This is a genomic window from Micromonospora sp. NPDC049203 (assembly GCF_043197215.1).
GTDB lineage: Bacteria > Actinomycetota > Actinomycetes > Mycobacteriales > Micromonosporaceae > Micromonospora.
The window spans coordinates 442,234-456,660 of record NZ_JBICSV010000004.1 but is presented as its reverse complement, the minus strand read 5'-3'; the positions used below and the strand labels follow the sequence as shown (position 1 = coordinate 456,660).

Here is a 14,427-nt window from a genome sequence, read left to right as displayed (position 1 = left end):
AATCCTCACCCGGACACCCGACAGACACGCACCGTCAACGAACCGTTACGATCATGCACGTCCCGGCGATCCCTGACAGACGTCCGGAGGCGTCCCTCATGCCCAGGTTCCAGGCGGTGCTGTTCGACTTCTTCGGCACCCTGACCCACGGCGCGCGGCGCGGAGCCGCCCACCGCGCCACCGCCGAGGCGCTCGGCTGCTCCACCGAGTCCCTGGTGGAGGTGCTGGACAGCAGCTACTACGAACGGGCCAGCGGATCCTTCGGCGACGCCGAGTCGACGATGCGGTGGGTGTGCGGCCGGCTCGGCGTCCACCCGTCCGACGCGGCGGTACGCGCCGCCGTCGCCACCCGCCACCGGGCCGTGCGGGCCGGCGCCCGGCTACGCGCCGAAGCGGTGCCGGTGCTGGCCGCGTTGCGCCACCGGGGCGTACGCACCGGGCTGGTGAGCGACTGCACGCACGAGCTGCCGGCGTTCCTGCCGCAGCTCGCCGTCGCGCCACTGCTCGACGCCCAGGTCTTCTCGATACGGGTCGGACGCTGCAAGCCCGATCCGGCGCTCTACCTGGCCGCGTGTTACCGGCTCGGCCAGGAGCCGGCCGACTGCCTCTACGTCGGCGACGGCGACAGTCAGGAACTCACCGGGGCGGAGCGGGCCGGGCTGAGCGCGGTCCGGTTGGCCGCGCCGGACCTCGCCGACCACGTGGTGCTCAACGCCGACCACGGCTTCCACGGGCCGTCGATGACCTCGCTGACGGAGGTGCTCGGCCTGCTCGACCCGGTCCCTGTCGCCTGACCGGCTCGTCAACGGCTTCACACGGTCAGCGGCGGCGGACGCGGTGCAGGCGGAACGGCTTGCGGGCGGCCCGCACCACAGGCGCCGGGCGGGGCTGCTCACTGAGCGAGCCGTCCGGCAGGTCGGCGCCGGTCACTGCGGTGCCGGCGGGCGCGAGCCGGTTGAGCGCGCAGCCCTGCGCCGCCCACCGCTCGACCAGCTCCGTGGCGGAGCCGGAGGCGTTGAGCCGCTTCGCCGCGACCAGCGGCGCGACGGTTTCCCACTCCTCGGTGCCCGGTCGCAGCCGGGTCACCCGCGCCGGCCAGGTGACGATCCGCCCGCCGTGATCGCCGCGCAGCGTCACGTCGGCGGTGTCGCTGCCGGCCAGCCCTGGTGCGGCCTGCTCGCCGGGGCCGGTGACCACGAGCAGCGTGCCCTCCACCGGCAGGCACCACAGCGCGTACGCCGGGCCGCCGCCGGTGCTCACCCAGCAGACCGCGGCCTTCTTCACCGCCTCGTCCACGAGCGGCGGCGTCACCCGCTCGTCCACCTCGTCGCTCACCCCGCCATCCTCCCCCATCCCCACCCCAACTCGCCCCACCCCGCCACCCCGCCCGCCCCCGCCGCCCCCACCCCCGCCCGCGGTGATCAAGGAGTTTGTGTCCTTCCCCGGCCCGTTCGCCGGCACAAACTCCTTGATCACCGGAGCGGCCGGCCGGGGGGCGGAGGAGGGAGGGCCGGGGTGGGGGGTGGGTGGGCTCAGCCGATGAAGGGGGGGACGGTGATCTCGCCTCGGGCCACCGGCATCACCTGGCCGGAGACCGTCGCGCCCATCGCCAGCCCGCCGGAGGCGGTCACCGTGCAGTGGAGCGTGGACGGGCGGTTGATCTCGATGCCCTGCCGGACGGTGTACTCCGCGCGGCCGTCGCCGGGAAGCAGGCCGCTGGCGACCAGCCACACGCCCAGTCCCAGGGCGGCCGAGCCGGTCGCCGGGTCCTCGGGCACGCCGAGCCCCGGCACGAAGACCCGGGCGTGCGCGGTTTGCGAATCGGCGTCCCAGGAGAAGAGGCTGACGTGCTCAACGCCGTACCGCTCCGCCGCCGCCGTGTTCAACAGTGCCCGGGCCACCGCGTCCGGGCGTACCGGAAGGTAGGGGAACTCCAGGCCGCACCCGGCGACGCGCGGCGGCGGGCCGACGTGGTCGGGGCCGGTGAGGCCGACCATCTCCAGCAGCGGTTCCGGGTCGAGTTCCGGGCCGAGCGTGGGCGTGCCGCCGGTGAGCGTCGCGCCGGTGGCAGTCACCTCGATCGGCAGGACGCCGGCGCCGCACTCCTGGGTGACCCGGCCCGCGCCGAAGACGCCACGCCGGCTCGCGGTCACCGCGGCGCCGACGCTCGGGTGCCCGGCGAAGGGCAGTTCGTCGGCGGGGGTGAAGATCCGCGCCCGGTAGGTGGCACCGACCTGTGTCGGCGGGAGCACGAAGACCGTCTCGGACAGGTTGAACTCCAGCGCGAGCGCCTGCATCTGCTCGGTGGCCAGCCCTTCCGCGCCGAACACCACGGCCAGCGGGTTGCCGGCGAAGGGGCGGTCGGTGAAGACGTCCACGATCTCGTAGCCCAAGGTCGACATGCTGTTAGAGAGTAGGCCCTTAGGCTGGTGCCCGTGAGCACGCCGAACCGGGTCTACCTCGCTCGACTCGCCGGAGTCGCCGTTTTCGACCCGAACGGCGATCAGGTCGGCCGCGTCCGGGACGCGGTGGCGCGGATGCGCGCGACCCAGCGACCGCCGGAGGTGGTCGGCCTGGTCGCGGAGATGCCGATGCGACGACGCATCTTCCTGTCCATCAACCGGATCACCTCCATCGATCCCGACGGGGTGGTGCTCGGCAGCGGCACGCTCAACCTGCGCCGCTTCGAGAAGCGCCCGAACGAGCTGCTGGTGCTCCAGGAACTGCTCGACCGCCGGGTCCAGGTCGAGGGCGGCCGGGCCGGCTCCGTGGTGGACGTGGCCATGGAGTGCAGCCGCGGCGGCGAGTGGGCGCTAGGCCGGGTCGCCGTCCGCGAGCACACCGGCCGGCTCACCCGCCGCGGCCACCTCCACCAGGTCGACTGGGACCGGGTCCGCGGCCTGGGCACGGTCGGCGACAACCGGGGTACGGCGAACCTGCTCGCCGTCCTGGAGGACATGCGCCCGGCCGACCTGGCGAACGCCCTCCAGGACCTGCCCGACGCCCGGCGCAACGAGGTGGCCGCCGCGCTCGACGACGAACGCCTGGCCGACGTGCTGAGCGAGCTGCCCGAGCGCGACCAGGTGGAGATCCTGGCCGCGCTGGACCGCCAGCGCGCCGCCGACGTCCTGGAGGAGATGGAACCGGACGACGCGGCCGACCTGCTGAACGAGCTGCCCCCGCCGGAGCAGGACGTGCTGCTGGACCTGATGGAGCCGGACGAGGCCGACCCGGTACGCCAGCTGCTGCGCTACGCCTCCGGAACGGCCGGCAGCGTGATGACCTCGGAGCCGGTGATCCTGCCGCCGGACGCCACGGTGGCCGAGGCGCTGGCCCGGATCCGGGAGGTGCAACTGTCCCCCGCCGTGGCGGCCCAGGTCTTCGTAGCCCGTGCCCCGCTCACCACACCGACCGGCCGCTACCTGGGTATGGTGCACTTCCAGCGGTTGCTCCGCGAACCGCCGGCCGACCTGCTCGGCGGCATCGTGGTGAACGACATCGACCCGCTGCGCACGTCGACCCCGCTGCCCGAGATCACCCGCCGGATGGCCACGTACGACATGGTCGGCATGCCGGTGGTGGACCGGAACAACCGGCTCGTCGGCGCGGTGACAGTGGACGACGTGCTGGACCACTCCCTGCCGCGGGACTGGCGGGAACGGGACGCGGCATCCACCTCGTCCGCCACCGACGACGGCACCCTGGACGGCGACGATGAGTGACCAGCGACGCGGCGACCGGCTCGACCAGCCGCGCGCCCCGCGGAGCCTGCACCTGCCGCGGGTCGACGCGGAGACGTTCGGCCGCTGGGCCGAGGGCATCGCCCGGGGCATGGGTACGGCGAACTTCCTCGTCTACATGACGCTGATCCTGGTGGCCTGGTTCCTGTGGAACACGCTGGCGCCGGCGAATCTGCGCTTCGACCCGTACACCTTCACGTTCTTGACCTTGATCCTCTCCCTCCAGGCGTCGTACGCCGCGCCGTTGATCCTGCTCGCGCAGAACCGGCAGGCGGACCGGGACCGGATCGCGATGGACGAGGACCGGCGGCGGGCCACGCTGCAGAAGGCCGACACGGAATACCTGGCCCGGGAGATCGCCGCGCTGCGGATAGCGATGGGTGACGTGGCGACCCGGGACTTCCTGCGCTCGGAGCTGACCCGGCTGGGTGAGGAGCTGGACGAGGCGGCCGAGCGGCGGCGCAAGCTGGAGCGGCGGCAGCAGGAGCGTGAGGGCCGGCGGGCGGGCGGCGGCGAGCCGCTGGACGAGCCCCGGGACGAGCTGGACAGCGACTACGCGCGCGACCGCTGACCGGTCATCGAATCGCTCACACCGCCCCCGCCAGCGGCGGTGGCGGATGACCCGCGACGTAGCATTGCGGGCATGTCAGCACCCGTCAGCACCGTCTCCGACGCGATCCAGGCCGCCCTGGCCACCGTCAACGACCCGGAGATCCGCCGGCCGATCACCGAACTCGGCATGGTCAAGTCCGCCGAGCGCGACGAGGACGGCGTGGTCCGGGTGGAGCTGCTGCTCACCGTGGCCGGCTGCCCGCTGAAGGACAAGCTGCGCAGCGACATCACCGCCGCCGTGGGCGCGGTACCCGGCGTGAGCGGTGTCGAGATCACCTTCGGGGTGATGAGCCCGGAGCAGCGCCAGGAGCTGCAGTCGAAGCTGCGCGGTGGCGGCGCCACCGCCGAGCCGGTGATCCCGTTCGCCCAGCCGGGCTCGCGGACCCGGGTCTACGCGGTCGCCAGCGGCAAGGGCGGCGTCGGCAAGTCCAGCGTCACCGTCAACCTGGCCGCCGCGCTGGCCGCCCGGGGCCTGTCGGTGGGCGTGGTGGACGCGGACATCTACGGTCACTCGGTGCCCCGGATGCTCGGCGCCGACGGTGCGCCGACCCGCGTCGAGGACATGATCATGCCGCCGCAGTCGCACGGCGTGAAGGTCATCTCGATCGGCATGTTCACCCCCGGCAACGCCGCTGTGGTCTGGCGCGGGCCGATGCTGCACCGGGCGCTCCAGCAGTTCCTCGCCGACGTCTACTGGGGTGACCTGGACGTCCTCCTGCTCGACCTGCCGCCGGGCACCGGCGACATCGCGATCTCGGTGGCCCAGTTGCTGCCGAACGCGGAGATCCTGGTCGTCACCACGCCGCAGGCGGCCGCCGCCGAGGTGGCCGAGCGGGCCGGCGCGATCGCGTTGCAGACCCACCAGCGGGTGGTCGGCGTGATCGAGAACATGTCCTGGCTGGAGATGCCGGACGGCTCCCGGATGGAGGTCTTCGGGGCCGGCGGCGGCGCGGCGGTGGCCGAGTCGCTGACCCGTACGATCGGCGCGCAGGTGCCGGTGCTGGGGCAGATCCCGCTGGACACCCGGGTACGCGAGGGCGGCGATGCCGGTCAGCCGATCGTGCTGGCCCAGCCGGACGCCCCGGCCGCGAAGGCGCTGTTCGAGGTCGCCGACCGCCTGGCCGTGCGCCGTGAGTCCCTGCTCGGCAAGCCCCTGGGCCTCAAGCCGGCCGGCCGCTGACCCGCACCGCTCCCGCTCTCCGCCGCCCCTTCCCGCCACGCGGGAGGGGGCGGCGCCCGTTTCAGCGGACGATCATGAGGTTGGCGGTCGCCGACGCGCCGCCACCTTCATGATCGACGGCGCGCGAGAGGGCGAGCGGTCAGGTGGCGTCGTCGTAGGACGGGCGGGGGGCCGGGGGCGTCGGGGTGGGTGCGGGGGTGCTGGTCGCCACGCTCGGGGTGCGCAGGTCGGCGGCCTTCGCCACGTCCTTCAACTCGTCGTGCACGCCTGTGACGTCCGAGCGCAGGTCGTCGTACATGCTCTGGAGCGGCTTGCGGATCGCCTGCTCGTCTTCCTCGCTGAGCAGGTGCTTGCGGATGAACGCCTTGGGGTGCAGATCCTCCAGCTGGATGTCGGTGCCCAGCTCGCGACTCAGGTCGCCGGTGGCGTTGCGCGCCATGTTGCGCAGGTTGCGGACCATCCGGAGGCCGTCGCTGATCACGTTGGGCAGCCGGTCCCCGAAGATCAACAGCGCCAGGAGCAGCAGGACGCCGATCTCCCACCAGTTCAGGTTCTCGAACACCGCGGCCTCCTCGTCCGTGTGAGGGCAAGACTACGCACGTCAGGTGACCATCCGGGAGGGGGTGACGGGTGCTTACTTCGCGTCAGCGGCGAGCGTCACCGACGCGTTCTGGCGCGACGACCCGCGCCGGTACTCGACTGTCACCACCGAACCGGGCGCGTACTTGCGCACCAGGGCCACCAGGTCGGTCGGATCGGTCATCGGATGGCCGTCCAGCCGCAGCACCACGTCCCCGGTACGGAGTCCGGCAGCCGCCGCCGGGCCGGCCGGCTCGACCGCGTTGAGGCGTACCCCGCCGCCGGTGGCGCCGGTGCCGCCGACCTGGGCGCCGATCACCGTACGCCGGGCCTTGCCGGTGCCGATGATGTCCTCGGTGATCCGCTTCGCCTGGTTGATCGGGATGGCGAAGGCGAGGCCGATGTTGCCGGCCTCCTGCCCGTCGGCCACCAGCGACTTGATCGTCGAGTTCACCCCGACCACCCGCCCGGCGCCGTCCACCAGCGGGCCGCCGGAGTTGCCGTGGTTGACCGCGGCGTCGGTCTGGATCGCCGCGTAGTAGCGGGTCGGCCCGCCCGGCTCGCCGGCCTGCATGGTCCGGTCCAGCGCGCTCACGATGCCGGCGGTGACGGTGTTCGCGAGCGACAGCGGTGACCCGATGGCGAGCACCGGGTCACCGACGGCGAGCGCGTCGGAGTCGCCGAACTGCACCGGGGTCAGCCCGCTGCGGGAGACTTTGATCACGGCGAGGTCCGACTCCGGGTCCTGCCCGACCACGGTGGCGGCGGCGGTGCTGCCGTCGTTGAACACGACAGTGGCCTTACCCGGGCCGTCGGCGACCACGTGGTCGTTCGTGACGATGTGGCCCTCGCTGGTCACCACGAAGCCGGAGCCCTCGCTGGTGCCGCCGAGGCTGACCACGCGGATGGTGACCACGCTGGGCAGGACCCGCTCGGCCACCCCGGCCAGCGACTCGGGCTTGCGCTGCGCCAGCGCCGGGGCCTGGCCGGACTGCGCGCCGATCGTCGGCACGTCGCCGCCGCGCAGGAACGCGTACGTCAGGGCGCTGCCCAGGGAACCGGCCAGCAGCGCGGTGACCAGCGAGATCAGCACCACCTGCCGCAGCCCCGGCCGGGCCGGCAGATCGGGGTCGGTGACTGGCTCCGGCTCCCCCGCACCGGGCGCCGGTGTCGCCGGAACCACCACGGCGGCGGGCGCGTACGGGTCCCGCCAGGGGTCGGCCAGCGCGTCGGACCACCACGGCGACGGCACCTGACCCGGGGCGTCCTGCGGCGGTCGTCCGGACGCCGGCCCACCCGGTGCCGGCGATCCGCCGGGCCGCCGCCAGTCCCAGCCGTCGGTCACGTCGGTGCCTCCCACTCCGTCCCGCTGGCCCCGCGCCGGCGGCCGGCGGAGCCGGACGACAGTGACGCGCGGGACCCATCCAGGATTACACGGATGGCGCGAATGGGGTCAGGGGTTGCCGTCGGTGAGCACCCGGCGACGGACTCGCGGCTGCGCCGGTACCGGCCCGCCTCTACGCTCACAGTGCATACCGCCCCTCGCACCAGTCCGCCCCTCGGAGGTGTCCCATCGCCACGGTCGCCGGTCACGGCAGTTCGACGGCCCAGGCGCTTCACTTCGCCGAGTCTTTCGTCCCCGAGGATCTCGTGCTGCGCACGGCCCGCGCCCTCGCCCACGAGGTGGGGGTGGAAGCGGTCACGCCCGGGTCGGGCGCCGCGCTGCGGCTGCTCGCCGCCGCCGGCAACGCCCGGGCGGTGGTGGAGATCGGCACCGGCACCGGCGTGAGCGGCGTGTGGCTGCTGCGCGGCATGCGCCCCGACGGGGTGCTCACCACGATCGACGTCGAGGTCGAATACCAGCGCATCGCCCGGCGGCTGTTCCAGGAGGCGGGCTTTCCGTCGGGACGTACCCGGATCATCACCGGCCGGGCCCTCGACGTGCTGCCCCGGCTCGCGGACGGCGCCTACGACCTGGTCTTCGTGGACGCGGTGGCGACCGGCTTCGCCGCGTACGTGGACGCGGCGCTGCGGCTGCTGCGCCCCGGCGGGGTGCTCGCGCTCAACGGCGCGCTGGCGGCCGGCCGGATCAGCGACCCGGCCGCGCGCGACGTCGAGACGGTCACCGTGCGGGAGACGATCAAGGCGATCCGCGAGTCGGAGCAGTGGGTGCCCGCGCTGCTGCCGGTCGGCCACGGCCTGCTCGCCGCGGTGAAGGCCTGACTCGGCCCCCACGTGCCCCGGCACGCCCGACTCAGCCCAGCGTCGCCAGCCAGCGGAGCAACCCGCGCACGCCCCAGCCGGTGGCGCCCTTGACCAGCTCGCCGTGCGTGTCGTCGGACCAGGACGGCGCGGACATGTCCAGGTGCGCCCACCGGTCCCGCAGGTCGCCGGTGAACTCCCGCAGGAACAGCGCGGCCACCACCGAACCGGCGCCCTGCGCCGGCGAGCTGTGCAGGTCGGCGACGTCGCTGGCCAGGTATTCCAGGTAGTCGTCGGCGAGCGGCATCCGCCAGGCCCGCTCGCCGGCCGCGGTGATCGCGTCGAGCAGGCCGGCGGCGAGCGCGTCGTTGTCGCTGTAGAGCGCGGCGTGCCGCTTGCCCAGGGCGACGGCGTTCGCGCCGGTCAGCGTCGCCAGGTCGATCAGCAGGTCGGGCTTCAGCTCGCGGGCGGCGTACGCCAGCGCGTCGGCGAGCACCAGCCGGCCCTCGGCGTCGGAGTTGGTGCTCTCGCTGGTCAGCCCGCCGTAGTGCCGGATCACGTCGCCGGGGCGGAACGCCGAGCCGCTGACCATGTTCTCGGCGAGCGGGGCGAGCGTGGTGATCCGTACCGGCAGGCGCAGCTCGGCGGCGCCGAGCGTCGCGGCGATCACCGCCGCGGCGCCGGCCATGTCCTTGCGCATCAGCTTCATGGCCGGCACCGGCTTGATCGAGATGCCGCCGGTGTCGAACGTGATGCCCTTGCCGACGAGCACCACGTGGGTACGCGCGCCCTCGGGCCGCCAGTCCAGCTCCACCAGGCGCGGGCCGCTCGCGGATCCGCCGCCGACGGCCAGCAGACCGCCGAAGCCCTCGGCCGCCAGTTCCTCCGGGCCGCGCACCCGCAGGTGCAGGCCGGGGTGCCCGGACGCGGCCTCGGCCACCTGCGCGGCGAACCACTCCGGGTTCTTGGTGGACGAGGGCATGTTCGTGAGGTCCCGCGCGAGCCGGGTCGTCTCGGCGGTGGCCCGGGCGGCGGCGAGCGTGCCGGCGAGCGCGTCCGGGTCGTCGACCAGGACCGAAACCCCGGCCAGGGCGGACCGCCCGCCGGCCTCGGTCAGGCGGAAACGGTACGAGCCGAGCAGCAGCCCTTCGGCCAGTCCGCGTAGCGCCGCCGTCGCCTCACCGGGAAGCGCGATGGTGATCTGCGTCTCATCCTTCGCCGCGCGGGCCAGCGCCGCCCCGGCGGTACGCCAGTCGCGCTCGTCGCCGTCGCCGACACCGAGGAGCCACAGCCGCGCCGGCGAGCCGCCGGGACGCAGGTGCTCGCGCACCTCGCCGGCCGCGCCGGTGAGCCGGGTGACGGGCAGTACGGCGGCGGCCTCGGCCCGCACGTCGTCGCCGACCGGCACGGCGGTCGGCACCAGTCGGGCCGGGGAGTCCGGGGGGTCCGGCGAGTCCGGCCCTCCGGAGCGGACGGGCAGGACGAGAGCGTCGGGCCCCGCGGGCCCGCTCACCAGACGAATGACCAGCACGCTGGACCGTACCTCCGAGAAGGGGTGAACAGGCACGTTTCACCACGCACCCGTCGAGGAAAGACCCTGAGCCACCGGGCAGCCCGGTGGCTCAGGGTAGGACGAACCGCCCGCGCGGCGGATGCCGCGCGGGACACTCCTCGAATCAGCCCGCAGCCGCCTTCAGCGCGTCACCGAGCGCGGTGGCCTCGTCGGGAGTCATCTCGACGACGAGCCGGCCACCACCCTCCAGCGGGACTCGCATGACGATGCCCCGGCCCTCCTTGGTGACTTCCAGCGGACCGTCGCCCGTCCGCGGCTTCATCGCCGCCATGTTGTCTCCCCTCAGACCTACACCAGGGTCGGTGAGTTGCCCCACAGCCACTTCGCCATCGCCGTCCGCAGCCATCACGGAAGGCTCGACAAACGATTTTCCCTGATGAACACCGCCGGACCCAAACCGAGGCAGCATTGATGTAACAGCATCTAGCTTATCTTGGATAGGCCTGTCACAATGTGCGGTCATGCAGGCACGGTCGGCACTCTTCGACCTGTACGGCGACCACCTCCGGGCCCGGGGTGGCCGCGCACCGGTCGCCGCCCTGGTCAAGCTGCTCGCCCCGCTGGGGATCGCCCCACCGGCGGTACGCACCGCGGTCTCCCGGATGGTCCGCCAGGGCTGGCTGGAACCGCTCCGGCTCGCGTCCGGACCGGGATATTCGATCACCCCGAAGGCGGCTCGTCGACTCGACGAGGCGGCGTCCCGGATCTACCGGACCGGGCGGCACAATTGGGACGGACGGTTCGATCTCCTGGTGCTCACCGCGCCCTCCTCCCGACGGGACCGGCAGCGGCTCGCCGCGAACCTCTCCTTCCTCGGCTACGGCACGCTCGACGACTGCACCTGGGTGGCCACCCGCCCGGCGGAGGACGTCGACCTGCTGCTCGACGAGGCGGGTGTGCGCTTCGAGCGGTTCACCGCCGCGCACGCGGCGGGCACACCAGGTGCGATGGGCGTGGTCCGCCGCGCCTGGGACCTGGCCGAGATCGGCCGGGCGTACGAACGCTTCGTCGCCGAGCAGAAGCCGCTGCTCTCCGGCATCACGGTGCGCAGCAACGACGAGGACGCGTACGCGGCCCGGTTCCGGCTCGTGCACGCGTGGCGTACGTTCCTGTTCCGGGATCCGCAACTGCCCCCGGCACTGCTGCCCGAGCGCTGGCCGGGCACCAGCGCGGCCGCGTTCTTCGACCGGCACGCGGCCCGGCTCCGGCCGGCCGCCGACCGGTACGTCGAGCAGTGCCTCGACGCCAGCAACCGCCTCGCCCGACAGAAGGGTCGTTAGAACGTGACCGAGCCGCTGCTCGTCGACCGCACCGACGCCGTCGTCACCCTGACGCTGAACCGCCCGACGGCGATGAACTCGCTCGACGTGGCGCTCAAGGAGGCGCTCCGGGACACCCTGGCCGAGCTGGAGACCGACCGGTCCTGCCGGGCGGTGGTGCTCGCCGGCGCGGGCGGCTCGTTCAGCGCCGGGCAGGACCTGCGCGAGCACGTGCGGACGCTCGAGACAGCGGACGCGGACCCGCTGGGCACGGTGCGGGCGCACTACAACCCGATCGCCGCCCGGCTGGCCAACCTGCCCAAGCCGGTGGTCGCCGCGGTGCGCGGGATGGCCGCCGGGGCGGGCGCCTCGCTGGCGTTCCTCGCCGACTTCCGCATCGGCGGTCCGAAGACCCGGTTCCTGATGGCGTTCGCCGGGGTGGGGCTCGCCGCCGACACCGGCGCCTCCTGGACGCTGCCCCGGCTGGTCGGCCACGCCAAGGCCGTCGAGCTGCTGATGCTCGCCGAGCCGGTCGGCGCCGACGACGCGTGCCGGCTGGGCCTGCTGACCAGGCTGGTGGACGACGACGAGCAGGTGCTCCCGGCCGCGCAGGAACTGGCCGCACGGCTCGCCGCCGGCCCGACCGTCGCATACGGGGCGATCAAGCGCCAGCTCTCCATCGCCGACGCGGGCACGCTCGCCGACGCGCTGGCGGCCGAGGCGCAGGCACAGGCGATCTGCGGCGCCACCGCCGACCACCGGGCCGCCACGATGGCGTTCGTCGAGAAGCAGAAGCCGGTCTTCCAGGGCCGCTGACCGCGCCGGCCGGCCCCGGCTGTCAGTCGTCCTCTTCCGGATCCTGGTTGGCCTCGACGCCCAGCACGAACGCCTGCATGGCCAGCTCGTCGCCGTACGGCGAGACGAACGCCGGCAGCTCCCGAGGGCCCAGCTCCTGCACGTAGGACCAGAAGATCCGCACCGCCTCGGCGCGCGACGCGGCCTCGATCGGCAGGTCCAGGCTGACCAGCCAGGTGCTGCGGGCCGGCGGCGGGCCGAGCCGGTCGGCCAGCGACCGCCAGCGGGCCGGGTCGAGCGCCACGACCGGGCCGTCCGGCGCCGGGCCGTCGACCGGCACCGGCTCGTCGAGCACCCGCCGGGTGTACGTGACCACGAGCGGCGCGTCCACCGGGTCGGACTGCGGATCGTCCGGGTCCTCCCGGGGCCCGGACACCGCGGGCGCGACCTTGCCGAGCGCGACCAGACGCAGCGGCTCGTCGACGAGCACCGCCACCTGGTCGCCGGGCCGGGGGCGGGCCGCCTCGGCCAGCCCGGTCAGCTCCAGCAGGTCGTGGTGCACCAGCCGTTCGGCCTCGAAGCGCTCGGCGGGCAGCAGCACCGCCCAGGCGCCGGTGGTGGTCGCACCGTCTGTCGTCCCGCTCGTACGCGGCTCGGTGTCGGTCATGCCCCAATCCCATCACGCCGGAGGTGGCGCGCTCCGTCACACCCCGGCCCGGTCACCGCTCACGTGGCAGTCGGCCAGGTGGTCGTCGACCATGCCGGTGGCCTGCATCAGCGCGTAGGCGGTGGTGGGGCCGACGAACCGGAAACCCTGCTTCTTGAGCGCCTTGGCCATCGCCACGGACTCCGGGCTGGTGGCCGGCACCTCGGCGAAGGACCGGGGTCGCGCCGCCCGGGGCGGGGGCGCGAACGACCAGAGCAGCGCGGAGAGGCCCTCGGGCAGCTCCGACGCCGCCCGGGCGTTGGCGATCGCCGCCTCGATCTTGGCTCGGTTGCGGACGATCCCGGCGTCGGCCAGCAGCCGGGTCACGTCGGCCTCACCGAAGCGGGCCACCGCGTCGATCCGGAAGCCGGCGAAGGCGTCCCGGAACGCCTGCCGTTTGCGCAGGATGGTCAGCCAGGACAGGCCGGACTGGAACGCCTCCAGCGTCAGCCGCTCGTAGAGCGCGTCGTCGCCGCGCAGCGGCCGGCCCCACTCCTCGTCGTGGTAGACGGCGTAGTCGGGGGTGCTCGCCCCCCATGCGCAGCGCGGCAGCCCGTCCGCGCCGGTCACCAGGTCAGTCACGGCGTCCACGGTAGGTCAGCCCACCGACAACCCGGCTCAGGGCAGGCGGCCCTGCTCGACCAGCCGGGCGAACTTCTTCAGCGCCTGGGTGAGGCTGAACTTCGAGCCGGGCCAGAGCACCGGCCAGGCGACCCGGCCGGCCCGCCCGCCCGGCAGGTGGAACCACTCGTGCCAGATCACCTGTGTGCGGTCGCGGTCCATCGGGGTGCAGCGCAGCACGCCGGGGCCGCGCAGCAGCCTGCCGCAGTGCACCACACCGACCTCGTACGGCGCGTCGACCCGGACCACCCGCATCTCGTCGCGGAGCACGGCCGGACCGAGCGCGGTGACCGCCTCGACCAGGCTGCCCTCGCCGCCGTCGCCCTCGACCACCCGGACCCGGGTCAGCGGGATCCAGTCCGACTGCCGCTCCCACGCGGTGAGCGCGGCGAACACCCGCTCCGCCGGCGCCTCGACGATCACCGTGGCGGTGACCTCGGCGGCACCGCGCCGGGACGCCTCGGTGAAGTCGTCAGCCGGCCGGCCGGCGCCGGTCACGCCGACTCCGATCGGACCACCGAACCGCGCTCCCGGTCACCGTCGGCGCTCCCGTCCGCCGGGGAGACGGTGTCCTCGGTGGCCGCGGCGGCCGGGGCCTCCGCCACACCCGCCTCGGCCGGCGCGCGTCCCGGCTGCCCGCCGGCGTCGGGCCGGTCCGGCTGCCCGTCGCCGTCGATCCGGCTCGACGGCTCCGGCCCGGACAGGTCGATCACCACCGGCTCGGGGGCGGACGGGCCGGGCGCCGGCTCCGTCTCGGGGCGGGTCGCGGCGGCCTCCTCGCGCGCCCGGCGCAGCGCGTCGGCGTCCTCGGTACGCCCGTCCCGCAGGGCCGCGTTCTCCGCCTCCAGGACGCCGATCAGCTCGGTCTTGTAGCCGATGTCGTACGCCGCCCGGCGCAGTGCCGCGTCGACCTGACTCATCCGGTAACCGCGCAGCGCCGTGTCGAAGCGGACGCCTGACACGTCCGACTCGTCGAGCGGACGGCTGCCGGGCAGTGGCACGGCCCGGCCGTCCGGCTCGGCCGGTGTGAGGCCCGGATCCTTGCCGGAGACCAGCACCGTCACCCCGAACACCACAGCCGCGACTGTCAGCGCGACGACCAAGAGGAGCAGAACCTCACCCATGCACAGATCGTGGCATGCGGGGCGGGATCGGGCGAG

At 74.0% G+C, this 14,427-nt stretch carries 17 protein-coding genes; 7 read left to right on the top strand and 10 right to left on the bottom strand.

Annotated elements, in window-relative coordinates:
• Positions 1-98: 98 nt before the first annotated feature.
• Entirely contained in the window at positions 99-794 is a 696-nt protein-coding gene (locus ACGFIA_RS14595; protein ID WP_357381278.1) for an HAD family hydrolase, read from the top strand.
• Positions 795-819: 25 nt separating this feature from the next.
• On the opposite strand, the gene ACGFIA_RS14590 is transcribed toward ACGFIA_RS14595, so the two are convergent.
• Together ACGFIA_RS14590 and ACGFIA_RS14585 are read right to left on the bottom strand one after the other, a co-directional pair.
• Entirely contained in the window at positions 820-1,353 is a 534-nt protein-coding gene (locus tag ACGFIA_RS14590; RefSeq protein ID WP_393260265.1) for a hypothetical protein, read from the bottom strand.
• Positions 1,354-1,532: 179 nt separating this feature from the next.
• Positions 1,533-2,402, bottom strand: a complete 870-nt coding sequence (locus tag ACGFIA_RS14585; RefSeq protein ID WP_393260262.1) for a PhzF family phenazine biosynthesis protein — start codon at positions 2,400-2,402, stop codon at positions 1,533-1,535.
• 33 nt (positions 2,403-2,435) lie between these two features.
• On the opposite strand from ACGFIA_RS14585, the gene ACGFIA_RS14580 reads away from it, so the two are divergent.
• The 3 genes from ACGFIA_RS14580 (at position 2,436) to ACGFIA_RS14570 (ending at position 5,532) form a co-directional block, all read left to right on the top strand.
• Positions 2,436-3,722 carry a magnesium transporter MgtE N-terminal domain-containing protein gene (locus tag ACGFIA_RS14580; RefSeq protein ID WP_393260259.1) on the top strand — a complete coding sequence of 429 codons (1,287 nt, stop codon included), beginning with the start codon at positions 2,436-2,438 and terminating at the stop codon, positions 3,720-3,722.
• Positions 3,715-4,311 carry a DUF1003 domain-containing protein gene (locus ACGFIA_RS14575; protein WP_357381270.1) on the top strand — a complete coding sequence of 199 codons (597 nt, stop codon included), beginning with the start codon at positions 3,715-3,717 and terminating at the stop codon, positions 4,309-4,311. Before ACGFIA_RS14580 ends, ACGFIA_RS14575 begins: the two co-directional genes overlap by 8 nt.
• Positions 4,312-4,383: 72 nt before the next feature.
• Entirely contained in the window at positions 4,384-5,532 is a 1,149-nt protein-coding gene (locus tag ACGFIA_RS14570; protein ID WP_357381268.1) for a P-loop NTPase, read from the top strand.
• A gap of 139 nt (positions 5,533-5,671) precedes the next feature.
• On the opposite strand, the gene ACGFIA_RS14565 is transcribed toward ACGFIA_RS14570, so the two are convergent.
• Together ACGFIA_RS14565 and ACGFIA_RS14560 are read right to left on the bottom strand one after the other, a co-directional pair.
• A complete protein-coding gene (locus tag ACGFIA_RS14565) occupies positions 5,672-6,094 on the bottom strand; it encodes a preprotein translocase subunit TatB (protein WP_357381266.1) in 423 nt (140 codons plus the stop codon).
• Between the two features lie 72 nt (positions 6,095-6,166).
• Positions 6,167-7,471 carry a S1C family serine protease gene (locus tag ACGFIA_RS14560; protein WP_393260255.1) on the bottom strand — a complete coding sequence of 435 codons (1,305 nt, stop codon included), beginning with the start codon at positions 7,469-7,471 and terminating at the stop codon, positions 6,167-6,169.
• 290 nt (positions 7,472-7,761) lie between these two features.
• Here ACGFIA_RS14560 and ACGFIA_RS14555 point away from each other — a divergent pair, with 290 nt between their 5' ends.
• Positions 7,762-8,334, top strand: coding sequence for an O-methyltransferase (locus tag ACGFIA_RS14555; protein ID WP_357381262.1), 573 nt, complete (start codon positions 7,762-7,764; stop codon positions 8,332-8,334).
• 31 nt (positions 8,335-8,365) lie between these two features.
• Here the strand turns inward: ACGFIA_RS14555 and ACGFIA_RS14550 are convergent, their stop codons facing one another.
• Together ACGFIA_RS14550 and ACGFIA_RS14545 are read right to left on the bottom strand one after the other, a co-directional pair.
• Complete coding sequence (locus ACGFIA_RS14550; protein WP_393260252.1) at positions 8,366-9,844, bottom strand: leucyl aminopeptidase family protein; 1,479 nt, start codon at positions 9,842-9,844, stop codon at positions 8,366-8,368.
• Between the two features lie 145 nt (positions 9,845-9,989).
• Complete coding sequence (locus tag ACGFIA_RS14545) at positions 9,990-10,157, bottom strand: DUF3117 domain-containing protein (protein WP_013283866.1); 168 nt, start codon at positions 10,155-10,157, stop codon at positions 9,990-9,992.
• 190 nt (positions 10,158-10,347) lie between these two features.
• Between ACGFIA_RS14545 and ACGFIA_RS14540 the strand changes: the two genes are divergently transcribed.
• Positions 10,348-11,166 (top strand): PaaX family transcriptional regulator C-terminal domain-containing protein, encoded by an 819-nt coding sequence (locus ACGFIA_RS14540; RefSeq protein WP_357471839.1) that lies wholly within the window; start codon positions 10,348-10,350, stop codon positions 11,164-11,166.
• 3 nt (positions 11,167-11,169) lie between these two features.
• Positions 11,170-11,961 carry an enoyl-CoA hydratase-related protein gene (locus ACGFIA_RS14535; protein ID WP_357381255.1) on the top strand — a complete coding sequence of 264 codons (792 nt, stop codon included), beginning with the start codon at positions 11,170-11,172 and terminating at the stop codon, positions 11,959-11,961.
• A gap of 22 nt (positions 11,962-11,983) precedes the next feature.
• Here ACGFIA_RS14535 and ACGFIA_RS14530 read toward each other — a convergent pair whose 3' ends face one another.
• The 4 genes from ACGFIA_RS14530 to ACGFIA_RS14515 are packed head-to-tail and all read right to left on the bottom strand — an operon-like array spanning position 11,984 to position 14,391.
• Complete coding sequence (locus tag ACGFIA_RS14530) at positions 11,984-12,607, bottom strand: hypothetical protein (RefSeq protein ID WP_357471836.1); 624 nt, start codon at positions 12,605-12,607, stop codon at positions 11,984-11,986.
• 36 nt (positions 12,608-12,643) lie between these two features.
• Positions 12,644-13,228 carry a DNA-3-methyladenine glycosylase I gene (locus tag ACGFIA_RS14525; RefSeq protein ID WP_357381251.1) on the bottom strand — a complete coding sequence of 195 codons (585 nt, stop codon included), beginning with the start codon at positions 13,226-13,228 and terminating at the stop codon, positions 12,644-12,646.
• A 36-nt stretch (positions 13,229-13,264) separates the two neighbouring features.
• Positions 13,265-13,765 (bottom strand): SRPBCC family protein, encoded by a 501-nt coding sequence (locus tag ACGFIA_RS14520; RefSeq protein ID WP_355095947.1) that lies wholly within the window; start codon positions 13,763-13,765, stop codon positions 13,265-13,267.
• Entirely contained in the window at positions 13,762-14,391 is a 630-nt protein-coding gene (locus ACGFIA_RS14515; RefSeq protein ID WP_357471833.1) for a DivIVA domain-containing protein, read from the bottom strand. The genes ACGFIA_RS14520 and ACGFIA_RS14515 overlap by 4 nt, the downstream gene beginning before the upstream one ends.
• Positions 14,392-14,427: the final 36 nt, after the last annotated feature.

Bases quoted from the DNA above. Each gene is read 5' to 3' on its own strand.
- ACGFIA_RS14595 (WP_357381278.1), top strand. From the start codon at position 99: ATGCCCAGGTTCCAGGCGGTGCTGTTCGACTTCTTCGGCACCCTGACC.
- ACGFIA_RS14590 (WP_393260265.1), bottom strand. From the start codon at position 1,353: ATGGGGGAGGATGGCGGGGTGAGCGACGAGGTGGACGAGCGGGTGACG.
- ACGFIA_RS14585 (WP_393260262.1), bottom strand. From the start codon at position 2,402: ATGTCGACCTTGGGCTACGAGATCGTGGACGTCTTCACCGACCGCCCC.
- ACGFIA_RS14575 (WP_357381270.1), top strand. From the start codon at position 3,715: ATGAGTGACCAGCGACGCGGCGACCGGCTCGACCAGCCGCGCGCCCCG.
- ACGFIA_RS14570 (WP_357381268.1), top strand. From the start codon at position 4,384: ATGTCAGCACCCGTCAGCACCGTCTCCGACGCGATCCAGGCCGCCCTG.
- ACGFIA_RS14545 (WP_013283866.1), bottom strand. From the start codon at position 10,157: ATGGCGGCGATGAAGCCGCGGACGGGCGACGGTCCGCTGGAAGTCACC.
- ACGFIA_RS14540 (WP_357471839.1), top strand. From the start codon at position 10,348: ATGCAGGCACGGTCGGCACTCTTCGACCTGTACGGCGACCACCTCCGG.
- ACGFIA_RS14530 (WP_357471836.1), bottom strand. From the start codon at position 12,607: ATGACCGACACCGAGCCGCGTACGAGCGGGACGACAGACGGTGCGACC.
- ACGFIA_RS14515 (WP_357471833.1), bottom strand. From the start codon at position 14,391: ATGGGTGAGGTTCTGCTCCTCTTGGTCGTCGCGCTGACAGTCGCGGCT.